Raw genomic sequence first — 22,664 nt, 5'->3', positions numbered from 1 at the left:
TCAGCCGGACTGGTTGTCGTTGGCCGACGGATCGGTGTTCTCGGCCAGGATGTCCTTCCGGCACTCGACCTCGTCGCGCCCGGTCTGCTGCATGCACACCAGCACCGGGGTGTCGGTGTCCGCGGCGGGCCCCGCGGTGGGCGCGCCCGAGGGGTGGGCGATCTCGCCCGGGTACAGCGACCACAGCGGCGCACCGGTCGACGACAGCCGGGCGCAGTAGGCCGGAGCGCCCTGCTCGGTGAGCCCGGCAGCGCCCAACGTTGCGCAGTCGGCACCCACGACGACGACCGGCAGGGTCACGCCCGCGCCCGGCGCCGGCTGCGTCGGTGACGCGGACGGGGTGGCGCTGCCGGCATCGGCGCGCCGCTCGCCGCGGTCGTAGAACACCAGCAGCAGCACCGACACCACCGCGATCAGCGACAGCGCCAGCGCGGTGAGGATCAGCAGCCGGCCGCGGGACGGGGTGGCCGAGGACTTCTTGGCGTGCCGGCCGCCGGCCGCGGCGGGCGCGAGCATGGTCGCTTCGTCGTCGTCGGTGTCGGTGAAGGAGCCGCCCGGCACCGCAGCCCGAGTCCGGTTGGCCAGCGCCCGGGCGAAGTCCGCGCAGGTGTCGAAGCGGTCGGCCGGCGACTTGGCCAGCGCTTTGCGGAACGCACCGCTGAGTCCCGACAGCTCGGGCCGGTGGTCCTCGATCGCCGGAGGCTGGGCGGTCAGGTGCTGGCTGATCACGATCGCCGGGTTGGAGTGCTGGAAGGGTGGGGTTCCGGTGAGCAGCTGAAACGCGGTCGCGGCGAGGGCGTACTGGTCGGCCCGGCCGTCGATGTGCTTGTCGGCGGTGAGCTGTTCGGGCGCCGAATAGGCGACCGTGCCCACGGTCATGTTGGTGGCGGTCAGCGAGCTGGCCTCGCCGACGCGGCGGGCGATGCCGAAGTCGGCCAGCATGATGCGTTCGTGGTCGGTCTGCGGGTCGGCGATCAGGATGTTGGCGGGTTTGACATCCCGGTGCAGCAGGCCGCGCTCGTGGGCGTAGTCCAGCGCGTCGCCCACTGCCGAGACGATGCGCGCGACCAGTTCCGGTGGCATGCCGTCGGGGTAGCGCTGCGCCAGCAGCGCGGCCGCGTCGGTGCCTTCGACGTGATCCATCGAGATCCACAGCCGGCCGCCGAACTCGCCGCGGTCATGGACCGCCACGATGTGCGGATGCCACAGGGTGGCGGCGATGTCGGCTTCGCGGTTGAACCGCTGGCGGTACTCGTCGTCGGCGGTGACTGCGGCGGAGAGCACCTTGAGCGCGTCGTAACGCGGCAGTCGGGGATGTTTGGCCAGGTAGACCTCGCCCATCCCGCCGGCTCCCAGCCGACGCGAGATCGTGTAACCCGCGATCACCTCGCCGTCGGTCAGCGGCATGGGCGAATCCTACAAGTGCTGGTGATCATGAGCGCACCGAGACCACGCGGCCGCCGACGCTACCGCTGTCGGCCACGCAACCGCTCTCGGCGCCCGCGCATCCGGTCGACGAACCCGTCCTGCGCTCGTACGTCGGTCATCACGTCCGCGGTCACGGCGGTCTTGGAGGTCACAGACGCACGGATGATCGCCGGCAGATCCACCCCATCGATGACCTGATCGGCCAGCGCCACCAGATCGATGCGGGCGATGACGGCGTCGACCGCTTCGGTCTGCAGCTTGTCGCGGATGATCTCGGTCAGATCCAGTTCGTCGAGCACAGCGGCCACGACGTGCGACAGGACGGCCTTGGCCTCGACTCTGCCGCGGGTGAACAATCCACCCACCAGCGGCAGACCTTCGCAGCCCCGGTACGCCTCGACGAGCAGGGACGACGGCGGCTGCGGCGCCATCAGTGCGGCGTACCCAGATAGGGAAAGTCCAGCAGCAGGTCGTCGTGCGGCGTCAGTCCCGACGGCGGGCAGTCGTCGTTGGTCAGGAACGCGACCCGGTCGGTGATCACGTCGTCGGAGAGGGTGCGCCCGTTCGGATACTTTGCCGGCTTGGCCGGGTTGTAGGTCAACACGTCGGGCAGCGCGCCCTCGGCGTTGATCGCCTCGGCGGCCTCGTCGTGCGCATATCCCCCGGTGTGGCCCATCAGTTCGATCAGCGCACCGATCCAGTGCTCCCGGTCCTGGTTCGGCTCGCTGCCCGCGAATGCGTACGGCGGTCCGCCGGTCTTGAAGAAGCTGCTGATCAACGGGTGCCCGATCCGGTCGACATGCACCCACGTGCCGTCCTCCAGCAGGCTGCACCGCCCCCACACCCGCACGTCGGGGTGCGCTCCCAGATAGCTGGTGGGCATCTCGACGGCCATCACCATCACGTTGGCCGCGGCCCGCGAGTCCTGACCCGTCCACGGTCCCTGCCCGTCGCGACGTCCGGCCGGGTCGAAGACGTTGACCAGCCCGTCGAGGTCGACGAACGCCGGGTCGCTGCGCACGCCGGCGAAGAACGTGAAGCTGCCGGACCGCCAGACGTGCGGGGTGCCGTCGAAGGACACCTCCACGTCACCGAAGATCCGCGATCCGGCGGCTGCATACACCCGGGCGGTGGAGCCGAGCGCCAGGTACACATCCACCTTCTGGCGCGGTCCGTCACGCCCCGCGACCTGCTCGGAGAACACGAAGTTGAACGCGATGTCGTTGCGCAGATCACCGTCGTTGTCGATGGCCACCCGGTACACCGCATCCGGATGCAGCGCACCGCCGTCGGGGTTGGCGGTCAGGATCAGCGCGGTCCGCTCCGGGTCGTGGGGGGACTGGAAGACGTAGAGGTCCCGCAGGTCCAGACGCGCGTCGCCGCGCGGCGCGTCGAGGCTCAGCCCGGTGATGTGATTCGCCTTGTTGTTGGCCACAGTCCTATCCAACCGCACCAGGGTCGTCTAGATCGGAGTGAGGCCGTGCTTGCGCTGCACGCGGCTGATCTGCTTGTCACGCAGCAGGCGCAGCGACTTGCGCAGCAGCAGCCGGGTCTGGTGCGGCTCGATGACGCCGTCGATGAAGCCGCGCTCGGCCGCGACCCACGGCACCGCCATCGTCGCGTTGTAGCCCTCGATGAAGTCGGCCCGGATCTTCTGCACCTCGGGGGCGGTGGGATCGGGGAACCGCTTGACCACCAGCTGTGCCGCGCCCTCGGCGCCGATGACGGCGATCCGCGCCGTCGGCCACGCGAAGTTGAAGTCGGCGGTGAGCTGCTTGGATCCCATCACGGCGTACGCGCCGCCGTAGGACTTGCGGATGGTGATCGTCACCTTCGGCACGTCGGCCTCGACCACCGCGTTCAGGAAGCGGCCGCCGCGCTTGATGATGCCGCCCTTCTCCTGCTGCACACCCGGCATGAAGCCGGGGGTGTCCACGACGAACACCAGCGGGGTGTTGAACGAGTCGCAGAAGCGGATGAACCGGGCCGCCTTGTCGGAGGCCTCGTTGTCGATCGCCCCCGACAGATACATCGGCTGGTTGGCGATCACGCCGACGGGACGGCCGTCCACCCTGGCGAACGCGGTGATGATCGCCGGGCCGGACTGCTCGCCCACCTCGAACACGTCACCGTCGTCGAAGATCCGCAGCAGGATCTCGTGCATGTCGTAGGCGGTGTTGTCGGAGTCCGGCACGATCGAGTCCAGCTCCAGATCGTGCGGCGTGATCTCCGGTTCCAGACCGGGGTTGACGATCGGCGCGTCGTCGAACGTGTTGGCGGGCAGGAAGCTCAGGTAGTCGCGGACATACTGGTAGGCCGCCGCCTCGGACTCCACCACCTGATGGATGTTGCCGTACCGGGCCTGGGCTTCGGCGCCGCCGAGCTCGTCGAGGCTGACGTCCTCACCGGTGACGTCCTTGATGACGTCGGGTCCGGTGACGAACATGTAGCCCTGGTCGCGCACCGCGACCACCAGGTCGGTCTGGATCGGCGAGTACACCGCACCGCCGGCGCACTTCCCGAAGATCAACGAGATCTCCGGGACCAGGCCGCGCAGCAGCTCGTGGCGGCGGCCCAGTTCGGCGTACCACGCCAGCGACGTCACCAGGTCCTGGATGCGCGCACCGGCGGAGTCGTTGATGCCGATGATCGGGCAGCCGACCATCGCCACCCACTCCATCAGCCGGGCCACCTTGCGGCCGAACATCTCCCCGACCGAGCCCTGGAACACCGTCTGGTCGTGGCTGAACACGCCGACCGGGCGGCCGTTGATCGTGCCGTGCCCGGTCACCACACCGTCGCCGTAGAGCGCCTGCGGGTCGCCGGGCGTCTTGGCCAGCGCGCCGATCTCCAGGAAGCTGCCCGGGTCGAGCAGGTCGTAGATGCGGGACCGCGCCGACGGGATGCCCTTCTTGGCGCGCTTGGCGACCGCCTTCTCACCACCTGGCTCTTTGGCTTCCTCCAGCTTTTCGCGGAGTTCGGACAGGAGTTCAGCAGTGGTCTTGTTGGTCACGTGCTCTCGCTCTCGATGGCAGTGATCGCCTCGCTCATATGGGCGCCGACCTTTGCAATGTACGGCTCGTCGATCGCCTGGATGTGTTCGCCCCCGATCGGCACGACCTCGAGGTCGGCGACGTACTGGCCCCACCCGCCGTCGGGTGCGCGGGTCGCGTAGGCGGGCTCGAAGTAGATCGCGTCGTCGTGGTACCGGTCGGCCATGTAGAGCGTGACGTGCCCGTCGTAGGGCTTGATCTCGGCGGTGTCGATGGCCCGCTGATCCAGGTACGACGTGCGCTGATGCTCGATGATGCCGCCCGGGATCTGCACCCCGCTCTGGCTGACGACGTCGAGCACGAATTTGACCTGGCCCTCGTCGTCGAGCTTCTCGAGTTCCTCGTAGGGGATCTCGGGCACCTCGACGTTGAAGGTCCGCTCGGCGAACCGCGCGTAGCGGTCCCAGCGTTTGCGGGTCTCCTCCTGGGTCTGCGGGATCTCCTCACCGGGGCGCACCGCATCGATGAGGCCCACGAAGCGCACATCGGCGCCGGCCTGCTTCAGACCGATCGCGCAGGCGTAGGCCAGCACCCCGCCCAGCGACCACCCGGCCAGGATGAACGGGCGGTCGCCGTTCAGTTCCAGCAGCTTCGGCACGTACTCGGCGGCGCGCTCCTCGATGGAGCCCTCCACCCGCTCGATGCCGTACATCGGGGTGTCCGCCGGAAGGCGTTTGAGCAGCGGCTCGTAGACGACCGTGGACCCGCCGGCGGCGTGGAAGACGAACACCGGGATGCTCGAACTGCCTTCCCTGGGGGCGCGGATGGTCCGTACGAACCCGTCGATCTTGCCGCCCTCGAGGTACTCGCGGACGGTGGTGGACAGCTCCTCGATGGTCGTCGCCGCGCGCACGTCGTCGGCGCTGATGGTGCCCTCGTCGACCCGCTCGGTGAGCCGTTCGGCGATCTTCGTCGCGACGGCGTCGTCGACGGCGGGCAGCTCGTTGAAGATGCCGCCCGGCGACTTGCCGGTGACGATGGCCCACGTCGCGAACGTGACCCGTTCGGCCGCGTCGCGGGGTGGCACGTCGGCGCCCAGCGCCTCGACCACCGCTTCCTGGCTCAGCGCCTTCGACGCCGCCGCGATGGTGGACTGCGAGGGCCCCGACGCGCTGGGACCGCTCGGGTCGGTGGGGGGCGGCGGGATGGACAGGCCACCGGCAGGACCCGACGGGTCGGTCGGCGGAGCGGGGACCGCGACATCAGACGCCGGAGCGGGGATGTCCGGAGCGCCCTGCGCCTCCACCGAGTCGGTGGCGATCTGCTCGGCCGCCGGCTGCTCGGTCTCCTCCGGGGCCGCAATCGGGTGTCCGGCCTCGGCCAGCTTGGCCTCCAGCTCGGCGACCGTGCTCGCGCCGCCCATCAACTCGGCCTGTTCGGCGGCGATCTGTTCGGCGGTCTTGCCCTTCTGCGACTCGGCGAGATCGCCCACCTCGTCACGGTGCTCGACGGCGTAGGCGATCAGTTTCTCCACCGCGTACAGGTTGGCGTCGCGCACCGCGGTCAGCTGGATCGGCGGCAGGTCGAAGTCGTACTCGACGCGGTTCTTGATGCGCACTGCCATCAGCGAATCCAGGCCGAGCTCGATCAGCGGCACCTCCCAGGGCAGGTCCTCGGGCTCGTAACCCATGGCGGCGCCGACGATGTGGCCCAACCGGTCGCCGATCGTCTCGCCCGAATCCGGGCTCCACTTGGCGAAGTCCGCGCCGAGATTCGCGCCGGCGGTGAGGTTGTCGGCGACGAACGCCTCGTCGGCCTCGGGTTCGGGTTCCGGCGTCGCCGCGGCGGTGACCTCGGTGACGGTTCCGGCGCCGACCGCGGTGGGCAGCGCGGTCTGCTGACCACCCCGGGTCACGATCGCGTCGTAGACGAGGGTGAACGATTCGTCGATGCGGGCGTGCACCTGCACGCCGGCGCCGCCCGGGTGCCGGGTCAGCGTCGTGACCAGGCGCGCCCCGTCACCGGGCACCGCCCGCTGCTCCGAGGCGGTGAGCTTGGCATCCGGAAGCACCGCTGCGGCAGCGGCTTTCACCAGTGCCGACAGGTCGGTGGCGGCGTTGGCGCGCGGCAGGTACTCCCACACGTGGCGCCCGTCCGGGGTGGCGACGTGATTACCCGGCATGACCGTCGAGCTGTCACCGGTGAACTGCGCGTCGAGCCAGTGCGGCTTGCGCTTGAAGCGGGTGGGCGGGATGTCCGCGTAGTCGGTCGCCGGGTCCAGCGGGCGATCCGACGGCAGCGGGAACAGCGTGCGGAAATCCAGATCGTGGCCGTGGACGAACAGGTGCGCCATCGCGGTCGTCATCGAGTCGACCTCGTCCTGCTTGCGCGCCAGCGTCGGGATCAACTGTGCGTCGTGCAGTCCGGCCGTCGCGGTGGTGAGACCGACCTGCATCAACGCCACCGGGTTCGGCGCCAGCTCCAAGAACGTGGTGTGACCGTTGTCCACGGCGTTACGGATGCCGTGGGTGAAGTAGACGCTGTGGCGCAGGCCCTTCTTCCAGTAGTCCACGTCGTGGATGGGCTCCGACCCGGCACGGATCAGGCTGCCCTCGTGCACGGTGGAGTAGTACGGCGTCTGCAGCGGATGCGGTTCGATGCCCTGCAGTTCGGCGGCGAGCTCACCGAGCAGCGGGTCCATCTGCGAGGTGTGGCTGGCGCCCTTGGTCTGGAACTTCCGCGCGAACTTCCCCTCGGACTCCGCGCGGGCGATGATCGCGTCGATCTGATCGGGCGGCCCGCCGATGACGGTCTGCGTCGGTGCGGCATACACGCACACCTCGAGACCGTCGAAGTCGGAGAACACGGTCTCGATCTCCTCGGGCGAGTACTCGACCAGGGCCATCAGGCGGATGTACTCGCCGAACAGCATGGCCTCGCCCTCGCCCATCAGGTGCGAGCGCGAGCAGATGGCGCGCGTGGCATCCTCCAGCGACAGCCCACCGGAGAAGTAGGCCGCGGCGGCCTCGCCGAGCGACTGGCCCACCAGCGCACCGGGTTTCGCGCCGTGGGCCTTGAGTACCTCACCGAGGGCGATCTGGATCGCGAAGATGACCAGCTGGACCTTCTCGATCGGGAGCTCGGTCGTCTCGTCGGTGTAGTCGATCGCGTCGTCGAGGATCAGTTCGAGGATCGAGTGTCCGCGCTCGTCCTGCACCAGGGAGTCGACCTTGTTGATCCATTCGGCGAAGGTGTCGTCGCGCAGGTAAAGACTCTTGGCCATCTTGCGGTGCTGGGCGCCGAAACCGGCCAGCACCCAGACCGGCCCGTTGGTGACCGGCCCGTCGGCGGCCAGCACCATCGGGTTGGTCTTGCCCTCGGCCAGCGAGCGCATGCCCTTGATCGCCTCGTCGTGATCGTGGGCCAGCACCACCGCGCGCGAGCGCCCGTGGTTGCGCCGCGACAGCGACCGTCCGATCGATTCCAGCGACGACGCCCGACCTTCCGGGCTGTCCAGCCAGTCGGCCAGCTCGGCCGCGGTGGCGCGCTTACGCGAGGTGAGGAAGCCCGAAACTGCCAGTGGCACAATCGGCTTCGTCGGGTTCTCGGCTTCCGCGGCGGCCAGCTCCTCGCGCGCGACCTCCAGCAGCCGCAGCGCCTCGTCGGTCAGCCCGGGCAGCTCCGGCTCGTCCTCGACGACGCGGCCGTAGAAGTCGTCATCACCCCGCGCGTCATCGTCATCATCATCATCTGATATGAACTCGCCGTACTCGTCCATCCGCACACCGCCGACGTAGACGGCCTTCGCGTCCTCGTTGGCCGGCGTGACGACCGCGACGTCGGGCTCGGGCATCGGCTCCACCAGGTCGGTGGGCAGCACCTCACGCAACACCAGGTGCGCGTTGGCGCCACCGAACCCGAATCCGGAGACCCCGCTGATCGCGTGCCCGCTGTAGCGGGGCCAGTCGGTCACCGTGTCGGCGACCTTGAGGTGTTCGCGGTCGAAGTCGATGTAGGGGTTGGGGCCGCTGTAGTTGATCGACGGCGGAATCTTGTCGTGGTACAGCGCGAGCGCCATCTTGGCCAAGCTGGCGGCACCCGCAGCCGATTCCAGATGTCCGACATTGGATTTCACGGCGCCCAGCAGCGCAGGCTTGTCCGCGGCGCGGCCACGGCCGATCACCCGGCCCAGCGCGTCGGCTTCGATGGGGTCACCGAGAATGGTGCCGGTGCCGTGCGCCTCGACGTAGTCGACGGTGCGCGGATCGATCCCGGCGTCCTTGTAGGCCTTGCGCAGCACGGCTTCCTGCGCATCCGGGTTGGGGGCCAGCAGGCCGTTGGACCGGCCGTCGTGGTTGACCGCGCCGCCGGCGATGACGGCGAGAATCTGGTCGCCGTCGCGGCGCGCGTCGGCCAGGCGCTTGAGCACCAGCATGCCGCCGCCCTCGGAGCGGGCGTAGCCGTCGGCGTCGGCCGAGAACGACTTGATCCTGCCGTCGGGCGCCAGCACGCCGCCCACCTCGTCGAATCCGACCGTCACCAGCGGGGTGACCAGGGCGTTCACGCCACCGGCCAGCACCACGTCGGCGTCCCCGGCGCGCAGCGCCTTCACTCCTTCGTGCACGGCGACCAACGACGACGAGCAGGCGGTGTCGATGGCCATCGAGGGTCCGCGGAAGTCGTAGAAGTACGACACCCGGTTGGCGATGATCGAGCTCGCGGTGCCGGTGATGGCGTACGGATGGGCGGTCGACGGATCGGCGACACCGAGGAAGCTGTAGTCGTTGGTGGAGCTGCCGACGTAGACCCCGACGCTCTCCCCGCGCAGGCTGGAGGCGGGAATCCTGGCATGCTCCAACGCCTCCCAGGTCAGCTCGAGCGCCATCCGCTGCTGCGGGTCGATGTTGTCGGCTTCCATCTTCGACAGCGCGAAGAACTCGGCATCGAAGCCCTTGATGTCGGACAGGTAGCCGCCACGGGTGCGCGCCTTGGCCACCCGCTCGGCGACGCGTGGCTCGGACAGGAATTCCGACCAGCGCCCGTCGGGCAGATCGGTGATGGCGTCGCGGCCTTCGAGCAGCGCCTGCCACATCTGGCTCGGCGTGTTCATATCGCCGGGGAAGCGGGTGCCGACGCCGACGATGGCGATGTTCAGCCGGTCCTCGTCGCCGTCACGCGACCAGTCCTCGGCGTCGAGCGCGGCGGTGTCCTCTTCGGGCTCACCCTCGATGATCACCGTGGCCAGCGACTCGATCGTGGGGTGGCGGAAGGCGACCGTCGCGGTCAGCGTCACACCGGTGAGATCCTCGATGTCACTGGCCATCGCCACGGCGTCGCGCGACGACAAGCCGAGTTCCACCAGCGGCGCGGTTTCGTTCACCGAATCCGGGGACTGACCGGTGGCATTGCCGACCCAGTTGCGCAGCCAGGCACGCATCTCGGCGACCGTCATGTCCGGGCCGCCCACCGGGGCCGCCGGGTTCACCGAATCGTCTTGTGGATCAGTCATCGTCACCTCACGATCGATCCGGCCGCCCCCGCGGGCCGGCATTGGGGAGTCACTTCAGTGGAAACGTCAGTCGGTCTCGTCCGGGAAGGCATTGGCCACCTTGCCGCTGCGCAGGCTGCCGTCCAGGTACGCCGAGCGGCAGGCGCGCCGACCGATCTTGCCGCTGGAGGTCCTGGGGATCGCTCCGGCCGGGGTCAGCAGCACGTCGCGCACCGTCACACCGTGGCGCACCGCGATCGCCGCGCGGATGTCGTCGGCGATCGGGGCCATCTCGAGCTTGTGCGCGCCCGGGGCGCGCTCACCGACGATCACCAGTTGCTCGGAGGTGTCGTCGGGGTCGCGCTTCAGCCCGGCGTGCGCGTCCTCGAACACCTCGTCGGGCAGCTGGTTGGCCGGGACCGAGAACGCCGCGACGAACCCGGTGCGCAGGGCCTTGGTGGACTCCTGGGCGGAGTACTCGAGGTCCTGCGGATAGTGGTTGCGGCCGTCGATGATCACCAGGTCCTTCGTTCGGCCGGTGATGTAGAGCTCGCCGTCGTGGTAGGCGCCCAGGTCGCCGGTGCGCACCCAGGTGGCGTCGTCGGTGGCGCCCTCGGCGTGGGACGGGTTGGTGCGCGACTTGAGCGTGTTCTGGAACGTGGCGACGGTCTCCTCGGGCTTGCCCCAGTAGCCGGTGCCCATGTTCTGGCCGCTGATCCAGACCTCGCCGATCTGGCCGTCGGGCAATTCGGTGGCGCTGTCGTTGTCGACGATGACCGCCCATTCCGCGACACCGATCTGACCGGCACCGGCCTGCGCGACCGCCTTCGGTGAGTCCGCGGGCACCTCGACGAAGCGGTGCCGGTTGAGCTCGTCACGGTCCACGTGGATGATCCGGGGCTCGGCGTTCATCGGGGTCGTCGACACGAACAGCGTGGCCTCGGCCAGCCCGTAGGACGGCTTGATGGCCTGCGGCTTGAAGCCGAACGGGCCGAACGCGTCGTTGAACCGGTTCACGGTGGCCGCCGAGATGGGCTCGCTGCCGTTGAGGATGCACTTGATGTTGGACATGTCCAGCGGCGGCTCGCCGTCCTTGGGCACCCCCCGCACGGCTGCGTGGTCGAACGCGAAGTTCGGCGCGACGGAGATGGTGCCGCCGGTGTCGCTCTCCTTGCGGGCCATCTCGCGGATCCACCGGCCCGGGCGACGCACGAACGCGGCGGGCGTCATGAACGTGATGTAGTGGCCCAGCATCGGCGACAGCAGCACCGTGATGAGCCCCATGTCGTGGAAGAACGGCAACCACGAGACGCCGCGGTCGCCCTCCTGGCCGTCGAGCGCCTCGATGACCTGGACCACGTTGGTGGCCAGGTTCAGGTGGGTGATCTGCACACCGGTCGGGATCCGGGTGGACCCCGAGGTGTACTGCAGGTACGCGATCGTGTCGTGCTGGACGTCGACCGGCTCCCAGGTGGCGCCGACCTCGTTGGGCACGGCGTCGACGGCGATGACGCGCGGCCGCTGGTTGGCCGGCCGGGTGCGGAAGAACTTGCGCACCCCCTCGGCCGCGGCCGTCGTGGTCAGGATGGCTGAGGGCTCGCAGTCGTCGAGCACGGCGTGCAGACGGCCGACGTGGCCGGGTTCGTTGGGATCGAACAGCGGTACCGCGATCCGCCCGGAATAGAGCACGCCGAAGAAGGCCACGAGGTACTCGAGGTTCTGCGGGCACAGGATCGCGACCCGGTCTCCGGGTTCGGTGACCTGCTGCAGGCGGGCCCCGACGGCCTTGTTGCGGGCGCCGAAGTCGGCCCAGTTCAGATCGCGCTCGACGCCGTCGCGCTCGGTGGAGAAGTCGATGAACCGGTAGGCGAGCTTGTCGCCCCGAACCCGGGCCCATCGTTCGACGTGCTTGACCAAGCTGCCGTTGTCCGGGAACTTGATCAGTCCGTCTTTGATGAACGGGTTGTGGAAGGCCATCTCAATACTCCAATCAGGCGGGAGCGCTGTCCCAAACCCCGAAGATCGTACCGGTCCGACAGCTCCCCGCCCGTGAACCGCCAGCCGTCGCTCTTAGATGTTTCTTAATCTCACGTAATGCTAGGCGACCTGCGGGGCTGCGCCAAATCTGGACACCGCACCGTCACGAAACGTTGCCAAAAAGATGTGGCACACCTCACCCGTGCTTGGGCTGTGGGGCGTCGGCGATGAGGTTCTGCGCCCAGTTCAGCGTCCACTGAGTGGCCGGCATCCCGTCGATGTTCCAGAAGTCCGGGGTGGCGTACATCGCGTGCACCGGCTGACCCGCGCCCCCCGACAGCACCTCCAACGTCTTCGGCAGCGCGGTGATGTTGAACGCCGACTCGGGTGCCGCGCAGATCAGGTCGCCGCGGGCGCAGATCTCGTTGGTCCGGTCGTTGAGCGCACCGAACCCGCCGGGGCGCGGTCCGGTCATCGTCAGCCCCAGCGCCGACAGGGTCGGCACCTCGTGCAGCGTGATCTCCGCACCCTGGCCGTCGGGGTTGGGACCGACGTCCTGCCCCACCCCGTCCTGGCGGCGTCCGTCGGCGATCAGCGTCACACCGAGCACCAGATCCTGGTCCACCGGCCCGCGGCCGTTGCCGATGTCACTGGCGATGTCCCCGGCGATGACGGCGCCCTGGGAGAACCCGACCAGCACGTAACTGGTCAGCGGGCACCGGTTGTTCATGTCCGTCATCGCCCGGACCGCCGCCTGGGTGCCCTCGGCGCGGCTGTCGTTGTACGACATCTGCGCATCCGCGGACAGCGGATTGTGGAACTGCGCGGTGTAGGGAACGGTGAACACCTCGAGGCGGTCCGCGCCGAACTGCGCGCGCAGCGGGTTGGTCACGTTGAGCAGCAGCGCGGCCGGGAACTGCACCGGGTTGAACGGGTCCAGTTGCACCGAGGATTCCCAGGTGCCCGGTATCGAGATCAGCTGTACATCCGGGCAGCTCGCGTCCTGGAATTCGGGCCGCGGCTTCGAGATCGTCGGAGGCACCGCGGTGGGCGGCTGCGCGCTCGGCGGCACCGCGGTCGGCGGGGCGTCGGGCCTGCGCAGCACCACGACCACGATCGCCACGATCAGCACGACCACCATGCTCACCGCGCCTGCCGCGAACAGCGCCAGAAGGCGGTGGCGTTTGCGCCGGTTGGACTTGGCCATGACGTTCTTCGTTCTCCTCGCCTACGCGGGTGCTGGGATGTGGTCGACAGCTCAGCAGAGCTGGTCGGTCGCGATGCGGATGTAGTCGTCGGTCAACGTGTTGACCTCTCCCGCCGACGGCGTCATCGCCGTGGCCGACGAGCCGACCTCGTTGCGCACCAGAGGCAGTACGAAATCCCACACCTGCTGGTCGGTGTGCTTGGCGAAGCGGGCCTGGCACACGTAGGACCCGATCCGCAACGCGGCGAGGTCACTGCTGGGCTGCACTCCCGCACCGTGCAGCGCATCGAGGTAGTGGCGTTGAGCCGGGGTCACGACCAGCGTGTGGTCCTCGGCCCCGAGGTCGTCGGGACCGGGCACCGCCGCGGGGGATTCACTCTGCGCGGCCTCGGTCTGCGAGCCCAGCCCCATGACCATGTCATCGGTCATCGAGCAGCCGGACAACCCCGCCGCCGCCGACGCCACCAGCAGCGAGAAGCCGGCCAACCCGGCGATCCCCGATCTGCGTGACGCGTTCTGCACTCCTCCAAAGTACCGGCTGGCCCGTGCCCGACCGGTGCGCCGAGCCCTCGCCACTACCGGATGGTCGCGACCAGCTCACCCGTCATGGCGGCCAACTGGCCGCTCCACGAACCCCAGTCGTGATTGCCCGACGTCGGGAAGTCGAAGTGGGCGTTGCTGCCGCCGATCGAGCGATAGTGCTGGTAGAAGGTCCGGTTGCTGCCCTGGGCCTGATCGCAGTAGCCGATCATCGCGGCGGGGTCGGTGCACGTCACCGTGGCCGGGCTGTACACCCACAGCCGGGTGTTGTTGTTGGCCAGGAGTTGGGCGTGCACGTCTGGGTCGTGCCACTTCCACCGGCCCAGCTGTGGCAAACCCCACATGTTGCGGGTGTCCACCCCACCGAAGCGGGCGAGCCCTGCGGTGATCGCGCCGTTCATGGTGGTGGCCGACGGGGTCAGGAAGCCCGACAGCGTCCCGGCGAAGCGGTAGCGGTTGGGGTGGAACGTCGCCATGGTCAGCGCGCCGGTGCCGCCCTGGGCGGCGCCGACGATGCCGTGCCCGCCCGGAGCCAGCCCCTTGTTGGCGGCGAGCCAGTTGGGCAGCTCGTCGGCCAGGAAGGTCTCCCACTGCTTGCTGCCGTCCTGCTCCCAGTTCGTGTACATGCTCCACGCCCCGCCGGCCGGGGCGGCCACCGAGATACCCAGACCCGACAGCGTGTTCATGGCGTTGCCGGCGGTCACCCAGTTGCTCACGTCCGGGGCGGCGTTGAACGCGTCGAGCAGCACGACGGCGTGCGGGCCGCCGCCCTGGAACGCCACCGGGATGTCGCGGCCCATCGCGGCCGAAGGCACCATCAACATCTCGACGCCCTGCGCGGAGGCGGCCGGGGCGCCCGGCAGCGACGGCGTCGCCCCCGCGCCCCACAGCGTCACCGCCAGTGCGGCGGCCAGGGTCATTCGCACCAGGATCATCCGCATCAGCGCGCGCATCCGCCCCACCTCGTTCGTCGTCGACATCGCAAGGTAGTGAACCACATCACCGGTGGCAGCCGAGGACGAAAAGACTGACGGCGGTGACCCCACCCGGGGATCACCGCCGTCAATAATGCTGTCGCGTGGCGTCAGCCGCCGTTGGCGGCCGGCTCAGCTGCGGCCTCGGCCGGAGCCGGCGGAGCCGACGGCTGCGGCACCGCGCCGAGCACCCGGGCGATGTCCGGCTTCATCTGCTGCAGCTGCTGACCCCAGTAGGCCCACTGGTGGGTTCCATTGGAGGGGAAGTTGAACACGCCGTTCTTGCCACCCGCGGCGATGTACTCCTCCTGGAAGGTCTTGTTGGTGCGCAGCGTGAAGCCCTCCAGGAACTTCGCGTTGAACAGGTTGCCCGAGCTCATCCCGGAATCGAGTTCCGCCGGCTTGCCGTTGCCGCAGAAGATCCAGATGCGGGTGTTGTTGGCGACCAGCTTGTCGATGTTGACCATCGGGTCGTTGCGCTTCCACGCGCTGTTGGCGTCCTCGGTCTTGCCCCACATGTCGTTGGCGTCGTAGCCACCCGCGTCACCCATCGAGATGTTGACCAGCATCGGCCACCAGCCCTCGGACAGGTTCAGGAAGCCCGACAGCGAGCCGGCGTACTGGAACACCTGCGGGTGGTAGATCGCCATGGTCAGCGCGGCCGAACCGGCCATCGACAGGCCCACGGCCGCGTTGCGGTTCGGGTCGACACCCTTGTTGGCCGCCAGGTAGGCCGGCAGCTCCTGGGAGATGAACGTCTCCCACTTGTAGGTCTGGCAGCCGTTGTCGCCGCAGGCCGGGCTGTACCAGTCGCTGTAGAAGCTGGACTGCCCGCCGACCGGCATGATCACGGCCATGCCCGAGTCCAGGTACCACTCGAAGGCGGCGGTGTTGATGTCCCAGCCGTTGAAGTCGTCCTGCGCACGCAGACCGTCGAGCAGGTACACGCCGGGTGCGTTGGGCCCGCCGCTCTGGAACTGCACCTTGATGTCACGACCCATGCCTGCCGACGGCACCATCAGGTACTCCACGGGCAGACCGGGACGGGAGAACGCTCCCGCAGTCGCCGTGCCGCCGACGGCGGCGATCAGGCCGGGCAGCAGCGTGGCCGCCAGGGCCGCCACCGTGACCCGACGCCACGTCATCTTCGCTGCGCCGCGCAGCCTCCCAACGAGCTTCATGGTTGTATGTCTTTCCCATCTTTCGTAAAGCAGCAGCTAGCGGGCCCTGGAGTCGCCCAGGCGCCCGGCCTCGTTGCCCGTGTAGTCAACCACACCTTTGTGGTGACTTCTCCTCACCGCGGGGCCGCATCACGTCACCGTGCTGCGTTCCGCAGTGTCCGTTCCGGTCGGTCCTATGTCCTTATCCGAGCGACATGGCGTCAGCGTTACGAAAGCAGAAAACCCTCTCCGCCAACAAATCGCGCACGCCAGAGGCCTGCTCACGGTCCGGTGGCGGGCAGCCCGGTGTAGGGCGGGTTCACCGGCTCGGGCAGCGGCAGCCCGCACCGGGCCAGTTCGTACAGCGGCACCCGGTCGATGCGGTAACGGGTGAACTCCGCGGCATTGGCCAGGTTCGACAGGAACCGGCGCGGGCTCATCGGCGCTCGGACCGCGTTGAGCACCGACTCGGTTTCCGGGCAGGCCAGCGCCGCCTGAGCCTGCCGGATCCAGTCCTCGTCCAGGTACTGGGGAATCCACGGCTCCTCCTTCAGGAACGGCCCCTCGGCGACCGCCCAGTCCGGGAAGAGGTTCTTGTCGTGGCCGATCCTGCCGTCCTCGATGCGGGCGGTGTGCGCGGCCAGCGGATTGGCCAGGCCGATCTGATCGATCACCCGCACATCGAGCCCGACGTTCATCCCGAGCATGCCCAGATTCGTGAAAAACACGGTGTGGGGGCCGTTTCGGTCCCCGTCCGGTCCGGTGGGCGCGTCCGGTGGAGGCGGGATCGCCGGCACCACGTCCCAGGTGTCGTAGTTGCCCGCCGGCAGCAGCAGTGCACCGTCGGGTGTGTTCCGGATCGCGGTCAGCACCGCACGCATGCGCGGGTAGTCCAGGTAGTCCGCCGCCGTCAGCGGGTGCGCGTGCCCGGTCGCCTGCGCGTAGAAGCGCCTCTCGTCGACGATGCCGGTGGCGGTCACCCGGGTGGCGTCCGGCCCCATTCCCGGCGAGTTGGCCGCCCACAGCGCCCAGCCGACCACCGCCAGCCACAGCACGCCGGTGGCACCGGCATACAGGTACCCGGCGCCGCGGGCCATCCGCGAGGCTTCCGGCACCAGCAGCGGGATGACCGCGACCGGCGCCAGCAGGCAGAACAGCGGGGTGAGCAGGACCCGCCCATGCATGAAGTCGCCGCCCTGCCGGATCCAGTACACCGCCTGCAACACACCGCTGATCAGGATGAACGCGACCACCGCCGGCGGACTCTGCACCAGGCGCGCCAGCCGCCCGGCCTCGCCCCGGGCCGGTGTGCTCGGCCTGCCGGGGCGCCCGCGCAGCAGCAGCACCATCAGGGCGAGCCCGACCAGGAGCATCGCCGGCGCCCACAGCAGATAGGGCTGGTTGAAGTTGGCCAGGTACACGAAACCCTGGTGCCATTTCGACCCGCTGGCGTCCTTGGCCAGCGCGGTGCCGGGCACGAGCAGTCCGTAGTAGCCCATCCGGAAGATCTGGTAGCCGACCGGCAGCAGTCCACCGACGACGACGACGAGCAGCCGCCGCCGCCAGTCGGGCGCCGCGATGAGCATCATCACCAGAGCCAGTCCGCCGATCAGCGCCAACTCGGGGCGCACCAGCACGCTGAGCCCGGCCACGAACGCCAGCGCGCCGTCGAACCACCGTGTGGTGCCCCGAGCAGGTGTCGGTCTACGCGGCCCGCCGTGGGCAGCCTGCGACCAGCACACCATCATCCACCACAGCAGCCCCAGATAGGCGAGCACCAGACCGTTCTCCAGTCCGGAGGTGGCGAAGTCCCGCGCCGGGGGCACGGCGATGTAGACCAGGGCGCCGGCGGGCAGCAGCACCGCCGCCCGCCCCTGCAGCCCGGGCGCATAAAGCCGGGCGGTGCCGAGCATGACCATCACCACGCCGGCGACGCTGAACACCAGCGCCAGCGTCAGCGCCACGTACTCCAGCCGGGCCGGACCGGCCACCCAGCCGCCCAACCACATCAGGTACGACCACACGGTGGAGGTGTTGGCCTCCACCCGCTCGCCGGCGTTGAACACCGGACCGTTGCCGGCCAGCATGTTTCGCGTGGTGCGCAGGACGATCAGGCCGTCGTCGGCGATCCAGCGGCGCTGCCAGGCACCCGCACCGAACAGCACCGCCGTCACGGCCACGCTCGCCCACAGGCTGGTCCTCGTCCAGACGTCGTACGGGAAGGCGGGCCAGCGCTTGCGCCGCCCCGCCAGGCCGTCCTGCCGGTCAGCTGAGGAAGACGGCGGCACCGATGGTCCCGATCCAGGCCAGCGCCAACAGCTGGAGCACCCGGTCCTTCAACGCGATCTCCTCGGGCTCGCCGGCCATGCCGCCGTCGACGTCGACGGCGTAGCGCAGGATCGCGATCGTGAACGGCACCATCGACACGACGAACCAGGAGGCCCCGCCGGTGGCGTCACGCTCGAAGGCCCACAGCCCGTAACACAGCACCAGCGAGGTGGCCGACAACGTCCACACGAAGCGCAGATAGGAGCTGGTGTAGCTCTCCAGGGACTTGCGGATCTTGGCTCCGGTGCGTTCGGCCAGCTGCAGCTCGGCGTACCGCTTGCCGGCGGCCATGAACAGTGAACCGAACGCCATCATCAGCAGGAACCACTGCGACAGCGGCACTTCGGCGGCCACACCGCCGGCGATGGCGCGGATCAGGAAGCCCGAGGACACGATGCAGATGTCGATCACGGGCTGGTGCTTGAGCCCGAAGCAGTAGGCCAGCTGGATCGCGATGTAGACGGCCATCACCAGGGCGAGGTTGGGGGTGACCAGCCACGAGACCGCCAGGGACAGCACGCCCAGCACGCCGGCCAGCGTGTAGGCCAGCCACTCCGGAACCACGCCGGCGGCGATCGGGCGGAACCGCTTGGTGGGGTGCGCCCGGTCGGCTTCGACGTCACGGGCGTCGTTGACCAGATACACGCACGACGCGGCGAGGCTGAAGACCACGAAGGCCAGCGCCACCTTGACCAGCACCTCGCGGTAGTCGTAGACGTAGCGGTCATCACCGAGAGCGGCGACCGGGGCGGCGAAGACCAGCACGTTCTTGACCCACTGGCGGGGCCGTAGGGCCTTGACGATGCCCGAGACCAGGTTGTTGGGCGGTCCCGCCGCCGCACCGGTCTCCTGGCCGACCTGGGATGCGCTCACCGGCGCCCTCCTTCGAACCTGGCGACGGCACCCCCGACGGCGGCGCCGACCGCCACACCGGCGAGCACATCGCTGGGGTAATGAACTCCGAGCACCAGCCGCGACAACGCCATCGGCGGCACCAGCAGCGCCGGCAGCGGCCACCCGGTGGGTCGCGCCAGCAGTACCGCGGCCGCGGTCGTCGACGTCGCGTGCGCCGACGGGAAGCTCAACCGGCTCGGGGTGCCCACGTTGACCGCGATCGCCGGGTGGTGCGGACGTTCCCGGCGCACCACCCGCTTGATCAGCACCGCACAGGCGTGGGCGGTGAATGCGCCCACACCCGCGGCCAGGTAGTCGCGGCGCTGCGTCGGCCGCAGCACGGCCCCCAGCGCGGCGAGCGCGAGCCAGCCGAGACTGTGCTCACCGAAATGGGACAGCGTGCGGGCGGTGGCCAGCACCCCGGGCCGGCCGGCCAGCCCGCGCTGCACGGCGACCAGCACCGCGTCCTCGCCACGCGCCTGGTCAGGCATCTCCGACTCTCACCGCCGCCTTGGGCGCACCCGCGTGCCCGTTGAGCACCGACTCCCACTTCTGTTGGCTGGTCATCATCGGCAACGCCTCCCGGTACACCCGGCGCATCCGGTTGTACTTGCGGATCAACCGAACCTGGCGTTTCAGGGACGCACGAAGCAGTTCGAACATCTTGGCGCGGTCACGCTGGCGGTAGACCACACCACGACCGTCGGCAGTCGTCACAGTGACGCCGTCGACCTTGCACAGTACGAACCAGCGCGCATCCTGGGTGGCGACGTTGAGTTCCGGTCGCTGGTGATGGGCGGGATCGTGGTGGGTGAGCTGGTGGGCGACGCCGCGGGCCAGCCGAAAACCGATGGCCGGCAACGAGGTCGGAATCTTGATCTTCTTCCGGCGCCGGTCCGACGGCGGCGGCAGAGCGGTGGCGCCGGGCAGCACCACGGCGTCGGGGTAGTGCTGGCGCATCGCACGCACGTCGGGCAGCGCCGACTCGAGGATCGAGAAGATGTGCTCGGGCCCGGCGAGGAAGTCGTCCATCGCCCTGTTCTGGATGGCCACCGTCGAATACTCGAGGCAGAGCAGATGTTTGAACGTCGCCTTGAGATGGCTGGCGACCAGGCCGGTGACCTTGCCGTCCCAGTGCAGCGCCGAGACGACCAAGCGGTTGCGCAGGTGGAAGTACGCCTGCCAGTCGATCGCGTCGTCCTTGTCGCTCCACGCCATGTGCCAGATCGCCGCCCCCGGAAGGGTGACCGTGCCGTACCCGTGCTCGGCGGCGCGCAGCCCGTAGTCCGCGTCGTCCCACTTGATGAACAACGGCAGCGGCTGACCCAACTCCTCGGCGACCCGGCGCGGGATCATGCACATCCACCAGCCGTTGTAGTCGACGTCGACCCGACGGTGCAGCATCGTGCTGCGGTCGTCCTCGTCGACCAGCGGGTACTTGGCGAAGTCGTGGTCGTACTCGGTATTGGGCGCGTTGGTCCACATGAAGTTGGCCTGATCGACGACCTCGCCCATGACATGCAGATGAGACGGCTCCTGCAGGTTGAGCATCTGTCCGCCCACCAGTGTCGGCGACTTGGCGAACCGGTTCATGGCCAACGCGCGCAGCACCGAATCCGGTTCGATGCGGATGTCGTCATCCATGAACAGGATCTGTTCACACGCGGTGTTGTTCAGCGCTTCGTACATGACCCGGCTGTAGCCGCCCGAGCCGCCCAGGTTGGGCTGGTTGTGCACCGTCAGCCGGCTCCCCAGCGCGGCGGCGGCCGCGTCGAAACCGGGGTGGTCCTTGGCCTTGCTGGTGCCCTGGTCGGACACGATGACCGCTCCGATCACCTTGTCCACCAAGGGATCCGAAGTCAACGCGGTCAGCGCGTTGACGCAGTCGGCGGGCCGGTTGAAGGTCGGGATGCCGACCGCCACGTCGGCGCGCCCGGGCGCGGGCACCGGCGCGTACCACCCGGCGTGCTGCAGCGTGACGGCGCTGTCGGTGGTGATGTCGAACCAGATCCAGCCGCCGTCCTCGAACGGGTCGAGACCGATCTCGAACTCGACCGGTTCACCCGAGAACTCCGCGCCACCGACGGTGATGCGGGCTCCGGTGGCCTTGGTGCGGTACAGGTCGACGCGGCCGCTGCCGGTCAGCTCGACGCGCAGCACCACCGACTGCAGCGTCGACCAGCGCCGCCAGTAGCTGGCCGGGAAGGCGTTGAAGTACGTGGCGAACGAGACCTCGGACTCGGGCCCGATCTCCAGCTCGGTGCGCGCCGGCGCGTGTGCGCGGCGGGCGTTGGTGTCCGATTCGTTGATGTAGAGCTTGCGCACGTCGAGCGGCTCGCCTGGGCGCGGCAGGATGACACGGGCCAGCAGGCTGACCGCCCGCGAGGCGCCGGCATCCAGCGCGCCGGACGGGATGTCACTCATAGTCAACTGCTTTCTGTCTCGGCGCCGGCCAGCGGCGCCCCGTCGCGCAGGTGGGGCGCGAGCACGTTGTCGTACATGTTCAGCGCGCTGGCGATGGCCATGTGCATGTCCAGATACTGATAGGTGCCCAGCCGCCCACCGAACAGCACTTTGGCCTCGGCCGACTCGGCCTTGGCGCGGGCCCGGTAGGCCGCCAGCAGGGCGCGGTCGGCCTCGGTGTTGATCGGATAGTAGGGCTCGTCGTCGTCGGCGGCGAAGCGTGAGTACTCGCGCATGATCACGGTCTTGTCCGTGGGGTAGTCGCGCTCGGGGTGGAAATGCCGGAACTCGTGGATCCGGGTGTAGGGCACGTCGGCGTCGTTGTAGTTCATGACCGGTGTGCCCTGGAAATCACCCGTCGGCAGCACCTCGAGCTCGAAGTCCAGCGTGCGCCACCCCAGCCGGCCTTCGGCGTAGTCGAAGTAGCGGTCCAGGGGGCCGGTGTAGACCACCGGCGCGTCGGGGTTGGCGGCCCGCAACTGGTCACGCACGTCGAACCAGTCGGTGTCGCACCGCACCTCGATGCGCTCGTCGGCGGCCATGTTCTGCAGCCAGGCGGTGTACCCGTCGACCGGCAGGCCCTCGTAGGTGTCGTTGAAATAGCGGTTGTCGAACGTATAGCGCACCGGCAGCCGGGTGATGTTCGAGGCGGGCAGTTCCTTGGGATCGGTCTGCCACTGCTTGGCGGTGTAGTGCTTGACGAACGCCTCGTAGAGCGGGCGGCCGATCAGCGAGATCGCCTTCTCCTCCAGGTTCTGCGCGTCCTCGGTCTCGATCTCCGAAGCCTGCTCGCGGATCAACGCGCGCGCCTCGTCGGGGGTGAAATAGCGGCCGAAGAACTGACTGACCAGCCCCAGCCCCATCGGGAACTGGTAGGCCTGGCCGTTGTAGAGGGCGAACACCCGGTGCTGGTAGCCGGTGAACTCGGTGAACTGGCGCACGTAGTCCCACACCCGCTGGTTGGAGGTGTGGAACAGGTGCGCGCCGTAGCGGTGCACCTCGATACCGGTCTCGGGCTCGGCTTCCGAGTAGGCGTTGCCGCCGAGGTGGGAACGTCGCTCGAGGACCAGGACGCGCTTGTTCAGCTGCGTGGCCGCCCGTTCGGCGATCGTCAGGCCGAAGAAACCGGAGCCGACGACGAAGAGGTCCCAGTGTTGATCGGGCTGGGGCAGAGCTGTCATCGGCAGCAAGGGTATCCGACCGCCGGTGGCG

15 protein-coding genes are annotated in these 22,664 nt (G+C 68.9%); all 15 read right to left on the bottom strand.

Annotated features, from left to right (window positions below):
* On the bottom strand, positions 1 to 1,407 hold the full coding sequence (locus tag ACEWX3_RS01625; RefSeq protein ID WP_207065297.1) for a serine/threonine-protein kinase: 1,407 nt from the start codon (positions 1,405 to 1,407) through the stop codon (positions 1 to 3).
* Positions 1,408 to 1,466: 59 nt separating this feature from the next.
* Complete coding sequence (locus ACEWX3_RS01620; protein ID WP_286182592.1) at positions 1,467 to 1,859, bottom strand: hypothetical protein; 393 nt, start codon at positions 1,857 to 1,859, stop codon at positions 1,467 to 1,469.
* Complete coding sequence (locus ACEWX3_RS01615) at positions 1,859 to 2,875, bottom strand: DUF4331 family protein (protein ID WP_374158531.1); 1,017 nt, start codon at positions 2,873 to 2,875, stop codon at positions 1,859 to 1,861. Before ACEWX3_RS01615 ends, ACEWX3_RS01620 begins: the two co-directional genes overlap by 1 nt.
* A gap of 15 nt (positions 2,876 to 2,890) precedes the next feature.
* Positions 2,891 to 4,441, bottom strand: coding sequence for an acyl-CoA carboxylase subunit beta (locus ACEWX3_RS01610; RefSeq protein WP_152519149.1), 1,551 nt, complete (start codon positions 4,439 to 4,441; stop codon positions 2,891 to 2,893).
* Entirely contained in the window at positions 4,438 to 9,930 is a 5,493-nt protein-coding gene (gene pks13, locus ACEWX3_RS01605; protein ID WP_374158530.1) for a polyketide synthase Pks13, read from the bottom strand. Before pks13 ends, ACEWX3_RS01610 begins: the two co-directional genes overlap by 4 nt.
* Positions 9,931 to 9,996: 66 nt before the next feature.
* A complete protein-coding gene (gene fadD32 / locus ACEWX3_RS01600; protein ID WP_207065299.1) occupies positions 9,997 to 11,886 on the bottom strand; it encodes a long-chain-fatty-acid--AMP ligase FadD32 in 1,890 nt (629 codons plus the stop codon).
* A 196-nt stretch (positions 11,887 to 12,082) separates the two neighbouring features.
* The gene (locus ACEWX3_RS01595) at positions 12,083 to 13,093 is read right to left on the bottom strand and encodes a cutinase family protein (protein ID WP_207065300.1); all 1,011 of its coding nucleotides are present in this window, start codon (positions 13,091 to 13,093) and stop codon (positions 12,083 to 12,085) included.
* A 51-nt stretch (positions 13,094 to 13,144) separates the two neighbouring features.
* Positions 13,145 to 13,615 (bottom strand): DUF732 domain-containing protein, encoded by a 471-nt coding sequence (locus ACEWX3_RS01590; RefSeq protein WP_374158529.1) that lies wholly within the window; start codon positions 13,613 to 13,615, stop codon positions 13,145 to 13,147.
* Positions 13,616 to 13,668: 53 nt separating this feature from the next.
* Positions 13,669 to 14,574, bottom strand: coding sequence for an alpha/beta hydrolase family protein (locus tag ACEWX3_RS01585; protein WP_221359134.1), 906 nt, complete (start codon positions 14,572 to 14,574; stop codon positions 13,669 to 13,671).
* Between the two features lie 143 nt (positions 14,575 to 14,717).
* A complete protein-coding gene (locus ACEWX3_RS01580) occupies positions 14,718 to 15,788 on the bottom strand; it encodes an alpha/beta hydrolase family protein (RefSeq protein ID WP_207065302.1) in 1,071 nt (356 codons plus the stop codon).
* A gap of 260 nt (positions 15,789 to 16,048) precedes the next feature.
* Positions 16,049 to 18,055: a flagellar motor control protein ZomB gene (zomB, locus tag ACEWX3_RS01575; RefSeq protein ID WP_374158528.1), complete on the bottom strand. Its 2,007-nt coding sequence runs from the start codon at positions 18,053 to 18,055 to the stop codon at positions 16,049 to 16,051.
* On the bottom strand, positions 18,033 to 18,968 hold the full coding sequence (locus tag ACEWX3_RS01570) for a decaprenyl-phosphate phosphoribosyltransferase (protein ID WP_207065303.1): 936 nt from the start codon (positions 18,966 to 18,968) through the stop codon (positions 18,033 to 18,035). Before ACEWX3_RS01570 ends, zomB begins: the two co-directional genes overlap by 23 nt.
* Positions 18,965 to 19,480, bottom strand: a complete 516-nt coding sequence (locus tag ACEWX3_RS01565; protein WP_207065304.1) for a phosphatase PAP2 family protein — start codon at positions 19,478 to 19,480, stop codon at positions 18,965 to 18,967. Before ACEWX3_RS01565 ends, ACEWX3_RS01570 begins: the two co-directional genes overlap by 4 nt.
* Positions 19,473 to 21,413, bottom strand: a complete 1,941-nt coding sequence (locus tag ACEWX3_RS01560; RefSeq protein WP_374158527.1) for a glycosyltransferase — start codon at positions 21,411 to 21,413, stop codon at positions 19,473 to 19,475. The genes ACEWX3_RS01565 and ACEWX3_RS01560 overlap by 8 nt, the downstream gene beginning before the upstream one ends.
* A gap of 2 nt (positions 21,414 to 21,415) precedes the next feature.
* The gene (gene glf, locus ACEWX3_RS01555) at positions 21,416 to 22,633 is read right to left on the bottom strand and encodes a UDP-galactopyranose mutase (RefSeq protein ID WP_374158526.1); all 1,218 of its coding nucleotides are present in this window, start codon (positions 22,631 to 22,633) and stop codon (positions 21,416 to 21,418) included.
* Positions 22,634 to 22,664: the final 31 nt, after the last annotated feature.

Origin of the sequence: Mycobacterium sp. G7A2 (genome assembly GCF_041902445.1) — a bacterium.
Lineage (GTDB): Bacteria > Actinomycetota > Actinomycetes > Mycobacteriales > Mycobacteriaceae > Mycobacterium.
The sequence above is the reverse complement of the archived record's forward strand: the minus strand, read 5'-3'. Positions and strand labels throughout refer to the sequence as shown.

Bases quoted from the DNA above. Each gene is read 5' to 3' on its own strand.
- ACEWX3_RS01595 (WP_207065300.1), bottom strand. From the start codon at position 13,093: ATGGCCAAGTCCAACCGGCGCAAACGCCACCGCCTTCTGGCGCTGTTC.
- ACEWX3_RS01625 (WP_207065297.1), bottom strand. From the start codon at position 1,407: ATGCCGCTGACCGACGGCGAGGTGATCGCGGGTTACACGATCTCGCGT.
- ACEWX3_RS01565 (WP_207065304.1), bottom strand. From the start codon at position 19,480: ATGCCTGACCAGGCGCGTGGCGAGGACGCGGTGCTGGTCGCCGTGCAG.
- ACEWX3_RS01580 (WP_207065302.1), bottom strand. From the start codon at position 15,788: ATGAAGCTCGTTGGGAGGCTGCGCGGCGCAGCGAAGATGACGTGGCGT.
- ACEWX3_RS01560 (WP_374158527.1), bottom strand. From the start codon at position 21,413: ATGAGTGACATCCCGTCCGGCGCGCTGGATGCCGGCGCCTCGCGGGCG.
- fadD32 (WP_207065299.1), bottom strand. From the start codon at position 11,886: ATGGCCTTCCACAACCCGTTCATCAAAGACGGACTGATCAAGTTCCCG.
- glf (WP_374158526.1), bottom strand. From the start codon at position 22,633: ATGACAGCTCTGCCCCAGCCCGATCAACACTGGGACCTCTTCGTCGTC.
- ACEWX3_RS01620 (WP_286182592.1), bottom strand. From the start codon at position 1,859: ATGGCGCCGCAGCCGCCGTCGTCCCTGCTCGTCGAGGCGTACCGGGGC.
- pks13 (WP_374158530.1), bottom strand. From the start codon at position 9,930: ATGACTGATCCACAAGACGATTCGGTGAACCCGGCGGCCCCGGTGGGC.
- ACEWX3_RS01585 (WP_221359134.1), bottom strand. From the start codon at position 14,574: ATGCGGATGATCCTGGTGCGAATGACCCTGGCCGCCGCACTGGCGGTG.